The 5,290-nt window shown below is 51.2% G+C and carries 7 protein-coding genes; 2 read left to right on the top strand and 5 right to left on the bottom strand.

All coding sequences use genetic code 11. The features are described 5' to 3' along the window. Positions 1–140: IS66 family insertion sequence element accessory protein TnpA (tnpA, locus tag BUA65_RS19395; RefSeq protein ID WP_439328949.1), on the bottom strand; the 140-nt coding region annotated here is incomplete at its 3' end. A 62-nt stretch (positions 141–202) separates the two neighbouring features. On the opposite strand from tnpA, the gene BUA65_RS17245 reads away from it, so the two are divergent. Further along, positions 203–550 carry a hypothetical protein gene (locus BUA65_RS17245; RefSeq protein ID WP_207543935.1) on the top strand — a complete coding sequence of 116 codons (348 nt, stop codon included), beginning with the start codon at positions 203–205 and terminating at the stop codon, positions 548–550. A gap of 91 nt (positions 551–641) precedes the next feature. On the opposite strand, the gene BUA65_RS17240 is transcribed toward BUA65_RS17245, so the two are convergent. Next, on the bottom strand, positions 642–1,244 hold the full coding sequence (locus BUA65_RS17240) for a hypothetical protein (RefSeq protein ID WP_072871597.1): 603 nt from the start codon (positions 1,242–1,244) through the stop codon (positions 642–644). Between the two features lie 215 nt (positions 1,245–1,459). On the opposite strand from BUA65_RS17240, the gene BUA65_RS17235 reads away from it, so the two are divergent. Continuing rightward, entirely contained in the window at positions 1,460–3,064 is a 1,605-nt protein-coding gene (locus BUA65_RS17235; protein ID WP_072871595.1) for an IS1182 family transposase, read from the top strand. A gap of 167 nt (positions 3,065–3,231) precedes the next feature. Here BUA65_RS17235 and BUA65_RS17230 read toward each other — a convergent pair whose 3' ends face one another. From BUA65_RS17230 to BUA65_RS17220, 3 genes are all read right to left on the bottom strand, one after another. Further along, positions 3,232–4,044: a hypothetical protein gene (locus BUA65_RS17230; protein ID WP_072871593.1), complete on the bottom strand. Its 813-nt coding sequence runs from the start codon at positions 4,042–4,044 to the stop codon at positions 3,232–3,234. A gap of 306 nt (positions 4,045–4,350) precedes the next feature. Beyond that, on the bottom strand, positions 4,351–4,491 hold the full coding sequence (locus BUA65_RS18450; protein ID WP_165613295.1) for a hypothetical protein: 141 nt from the start codon (positions 4,489–4,491) through the stop codon (positions 4,351–4,353). 77 nt (positions 4,492–4,568) lie between these two features. Further along, positions 4,569–4,895, bottom strand: coding sequence for a DUF8426 domain-containing protein (locus BUA65_RS17220; protein ID WP_072871589.1), 327 nt, complete (start codon positions 4,893–4,895; stop codon positions 4,569–4,571). Positions 4,896–5,290 lie beyond the last annotated feature (395 nt).

Genomic DNA, 5,290 nt, shown 5'->3' with positions numbered 1-5,290 from the left:
TTAAACTTTCGCAGCCAGTACCATAACTGCCTGGGGCTGATGCCTTCATGGGCGGCGCACCATTCTCTGACGCTTTGCCCACTCATCTTGTATTCGGCTATTCGGGTTTCCCATAGCGCTTCCCGTTCGGCTTTGGTCATAAGAAAAAATCCTCCTCATCGAGCTTTTATCTGAGGAAGATTATCCCTTAAACTTGGGTATTATGCCAAGGTGGGTTGTATTTGACGCTTACCTGAAACTGGCGGTGGTCAACTCCGTGGAGCCCCATTATTACAAGCCCCAGCACGGCGATGTGGTCATTGACACCATGACCTGTGTCAGGCCCGTGTCCGACCCGGATCTACAGGCCGAAAGGGATAGCGCCCGGGAGATGTACCGGCGCTGCATGGAAGAAGCCGTGGATTTCATCCACCGCGCCAAGAAGGTCCACGACGAAATGGAAGCCTGCTATATCCCGAACATGAACTTCCAGGATATCGAAGCCCGCAGGCAAAAGGTGCTGGCCAGGATCCTGGAGCTGGCGGAAGAGGTAAACGGGCAGCAGGGATAGAATTGCAGGTAACATCTGCGGAAGATATGTAGTGATTTTATGACTGCCTCAAACTGGGTGGCCCTTCCAGGCTGCGCGGGTTGTTGCGCTCTCAGCGGGCCAATAACTCCTCAGCAATCTCAATTAGCATTTCCTGGTTCTTGATGTCAGTCAGGCGTCTTATCTTGAACTCTGCTCCGTTGCACCAGTAGTCTCCCGCTGAGGGATCGGTCTCAAATACAAGTTCTTCGTTTAAGCGATAAGACGGACTACAATTCATCTTTTGCAGTATCTGGTCTGGGAGCAGCTTCAGGATGTGGTGAGGCCATGCGCGGCGAGCGTATAGATTACGACGAAGGTAATCTTCGTCACGGGGCTGGTAGACTCCTGTAATAAACAGCAGGGGAAAATAGGGATCAACCCCCAACTCGTTACAGACAGCGTAATAGTCGCGGCTCTTGAAGGCCACGTTACTGTCCTCGTTGACTTTTACCAGCATAAAGGCAAATTTGTACTTCCCGAGATGTTCGAACAAGAAGTTTCCCAGGTGTTGTGAAGCTCCACTGTGCCATACGGAGTATCCTTTCTCCGACCAAACGAAAGCATTGTCTGGGATACGATTCCTCACATACGATATGAAATCATCAAGCAATAGACAACATGTCTTATGAAAGTTATCGACCTCCCGCAGAACCTGAACCAGGTCCGCACTCATGGCAATTTTCCCTCCTTACGAAAGTTCTAGCAAGGGTGTTCAAATAACACCCAGTTGGGTCTCAAACAGCCTCCCTGCCTAGGAGACTGTTGCAAAACTCCTTACCACCCATAGGAATCTAAGGGAAACAGCAAAAAAATTTACCATTCAAGAGGAATTGACCAGTAATACGTCGAATACTCAAGGTATTCTTAGCTATAGGGTGGTAATTTAAAATGCTGGGGCGTAAAAAGCAACAATTAACTTTTACGGACATCAACATTCTGCAAACGTGGGAGCAAAAACCCCTTGTTCCCGAAGATAGTTTCTACTACGGCCTCTCCCAGGCTGACGATGTCTTCCGGGATGAGCTGTTTGCCGACTGTTACGCCTCTTGTGGACGGCCCTCCATCCCGCCCAGTCTGCTGGTCAAGGTGATCCTGCTGCAGTTTCACGACCGGGTGTCGGACCGGGAGGCGGAACAACGCGCTTTATACGACCTTCGCTGGAAAGTAGCTTTGAACCTCCCCCTGGGGGAAGCAGGATTTGACCATACTGACCTGAGCAGGTTCCGGGCCAGGTTATTGTTGAACAAGAAAGAACGCACCATTTTTGAAGAAATCCTGAAGGCAGCGGAAGCCAAAGGGCTGCTCCCCACTAAATGTGCTCAGCAGATCATGGATTCCACCTATGTATTGGGCGCAGGAGCGGTACAGGACACCTACACGTTAATCCGACTGGCTGTAAGAAAACTTTTAAGCACCCTGAAAAACCGCCCGGATTTCCCGGAACTAAGTCTTAATCTTGACTACGAAGGTAAGGGCAAACCCAAAATCAACTGGGAAGACCCTGCCGAACGGGAAAAGCTGTTAAACCAGCTCTACCAGGATGCCCTGGCAGTCATTAGTGCGACAGAGGGGATGGAACTTTCCGGTAAAGAAATGGAACTAAGAGACCTCCTCATGACGGTAGCCACCCAGGACATAGAACTAAAGGGAGATGGCTCGGTAACCATCAAACAGGGGGTGGCCAAAGACCGGCTTATTTCCACCACTGATCCCGAAATGCGTCACGGAAGAAAATCAAGCTCCCGACTCTTCGACGGCTACAAGAACCACACCGCCATGGACAAAGAAAGTGAATTCGTCACCGCCGTTACCGTAACTCCCGGCAACACCCACGATTCAGAGGCAACTTTTGAACTTATCGACCAGCAGCCTGAAGAGCGTCGGCCGAAGGAAGTAACATTCGACACTGGTTATGGAACAGGTAAAGTCAGAGAAGAGATGGCCACCCGCCAGATTAAAGTGATCAGCCCTGTCCCTGAAAGAATCGGGAAAGACGGCTGTTTCCCCAAATCGGCTTTTGAAATTGACCTGGACAGACAGACCTGCCGCTGCCCAGCCGGTCAAATCGCACCTGAAAAAATCTATGACAAAAAAACGGGCCGGCTCAGAGTATTTTTCTTTTCCCCGGACCAGTGCCAAAACTGCCCTTTATTAAACCAGTGTACCAGAAACAAGAAGGGCAGGCGGACAGTCACGGTAAATGCCCACGAGCGCTACCTTCAAGAGGGCCGGGCTTTTCAAAAAACCGATGAGTTTGCCGGAAAATATCCCGAACGCTGCAAGGTAGAGAGAAAGCAGGCGGAACTGGTGAAGTACGGCCTGCGGAAAGCCCGGTATCTTGGTCTGGCGAAAGTAACCCTGCAGGCGCTGTTAGTTGCCACTGTGGTTAACTTCAAACGTTACTGGAAGCTGCTTAATCAAAAAGTAACTGCTGCTGTTCCCTATAACGATATGGCAATAAATGGAACTACACCGGTCCTCGCTAGTGGATAGGGGGTAGTCTGACCCAAATGCAGGTAAAATGAGGAAAATGCCTTAAAACAATTTGATATTTACTTGACTTAAAACATGTTTTTGCTCTCTTAGGATTACCATAACTTACTCTTGAATTTTTTGTAAGTAGCTTTACAGGGAAAAATAGGCTGTTTCGCAACAGCCTCCTAGGGCTTATAGAAAACTGCAGCGCTGGCTTCCACGGCCCCCGGAACTTGCTTTACGTATGTTCTGCAGTATGCCGGGTGCAAACGGCCTGACAACCCTAGATTCAGAGTGTAAAGCCTCTGGTACCATAACCACCGTAACTCTGAGACGATCCCCGACATTGCGGGCTGTGGCCAACCGCTGAACCTAGCGTAGCCCTTGAAGCGCAAGTAAGTTTCCAGTAGTTGTAAGATCTTACATTCTACCGTTCGCGCAGGATATTTCCCACTGCGCAGAGCTTCAGCAAGAAAATCGTAGACGCTGTGCCAACCCAGCCAGAAGAGGCGCGCCTCGCCACCTGCAGCTCTCCAGCTCGTTTCTAGATCCTTCCGGGGCATGATGCGGTGGCCCGTAAGGAAGACAATCGCCTTTCTACAGTTGGGGTACTGCTGAGCGAGACTTTTCCAGTACCTGTAGAGTTGGTCCACCTCCTGGTTCTGGATCCTGCCATCCTCAGTTTCCTCGGCACTGCCACTTTTTCCAGAGCGATGCTTAACCTCAATGACAATCGCAACAGAGACGCCGGCTTCACCCTCCAGCCTTAGAAAGACGTCTGGAATCCCGTACAAGAAATCAGTCTTCCAAAACTCAATGGCTTCAACCCGTGTGCAGGTGCCTATGTGCTTTTCTAGACATTCGCCATCAATGCTTCTAGCCCTACCGATAAAGCGAATAAACTCTTCGTCCGGCAGTAAAGAGAGTAACCCAATTGCCGTTGATGTTAAGATATCTTCTTCGAAGCCCAGCCTGCCGGCGATTTCCGCGTAAATCATCCAGTTCCCCCCGTCTTCATTAGGGCTCCTTTTAGAGGGGTTTTATCCCAAAGCATCCCCCTTTGGTACCAGGCCCACCAGCATTTAACTATGTCACAGGTAGACTTCCACAAAATTACCATCTTTCCTTCTAGCGAGCTCTAGCCGCCAATGCGTCTTGTGAAGAACTTTGACGAACTCCTATAGGTGAGCTAAAACCCCTCATCCATTTGGCAAACGCAGGGCCTTCTGTACGGGGTCGTGCTCTCAAGCACGGACTCTTGCCATAACGAGATGCACACCCTTACCTGTGAAGCAACTACTGCATCAAACCTGCCGCGGGGGGCTTAAAGCCCACCCGGCAGCCATAAAGAGGAACGCCTCCTTCAGGGGCCTCTGGAAAGCTTCCTCGTCAGCCGGAAGAGCTGCAATCCAGTCGAGCACCGGCTTGGAGTCGAGGACCTGCACGGTCTCCCCGAGCTTGAGAGTATAGGACTCGAAGCGCTGGGGTTCCTTGTCACACCTCCAGAGCCAGCGCACCCGCCTTACGTGCTGCAGGTCCCAGCCGTCAATGTCGCCGACTCCTCGTGCCAGATGTAGCCGCCGACTACTTCGCCTACCCAGTACACCTCAGCGGTACCGACGCGCAGCACCACAAGGTCGCCCTCCTTCACCTCCTCGCAGAAGCGCTCAAGGTCCGCGAGCTTGCACGAAAGGCCCCAGCCGGAGCGCAGGGCCCCGGCGCAGTCAGGCCACGGCCCCTCTGAACCGGGACCGTTCAGGATCACGTCCCACTCGAGGCAGAGCTTCGCGTAGTTGCGCTCAGAATCGCCCGCGGCGACCTGCCATATTCTCCTACCGGAGATCTCCATTCCATGTTAAGTCCTCATCCTCTTCTGGAAACTTCCGAAGTTCCGAAGAACCTTTCTGCAGCACCCGCCTGCCGGCCATGGTAGGTGGCAGGGGGTGCACGTTTTCTTGCACACGGAACTACCTGGCGTTATTCCCCGAGTGTAGATTTTCAAATTGATTCGGGAAAAATCTTTAAATTAAATTGGGGCAACCAACTGGTGGAACAAAGGAAATTCTCATTTTAAACCGGTAATCACAAAAATAATTTTTAAATTCCGCCGGCATTTCCATCGAAAACCCAAAAAAGAAAAACCGGCTACCCGAAAGAGGCAGCCGGTGGTAATACCGCTCAAAACCGGTTAAACGGATATTTTTTCTTAAGGGCCAGAATTTCCGCCCGTGCTTCCAGCAACTT

Origin of the sequence: Desulfofundulus thermosubterraneus DSM 16057, from assembly GCF_900142025.1 — a bacterium.
Lineage (GTDB): Bacteria > Bacillota > Desulfotomaculia > Desulfotomaculales > Desulfovirgulaceae > Desulfofundulus > Desulfofundulus thermosubterraneus.
The sequence above is the reverse complement of the archived record's forward strand: the minus strand, read 5'-3'. Positions and strand labels throughout refer to the sequence as shown.

Bases quoted from the DNA above. Each gene is read 5' to 3' on its own strand.
- BUA65_RS17245 (WP_207543935.1), top strand. From the start codon at position 203: ATGCCAAGGTGGGTTGTATTTGACGCTTACCTGAAACTGGCGGTGGTC.
- BUA65_RS17240 (WP_072871597.1), bottom strand. From the start codon at position 1,244: ATGAGTGCGGACCTGGTTCAGGTTCTGCGGGAGGTCGATAACTTTCAT.
- BUA65_RS17235 (WP_072871595.1), top strand. From the start codon at position 1,460: ATGCTGGGGCGTAAAAAGCAACAATTAACTTTTACGGACATCAACATT.
- BUA65_RS17230 (WP_072871593.1), bottom strand. From the start codon at position 4,044: ATGATTTACGCGGAAATCGCCGGCAGGCTGGGCTTCGAAGAAGATATC.
- BUA65_RS17220 (WP_072871589.1), bottom strand. From the start codon at position 4,895: ATGGAGATCTCCGGTAGGAGAATATGGCAGGTCGCCGCGGGCGATTCT.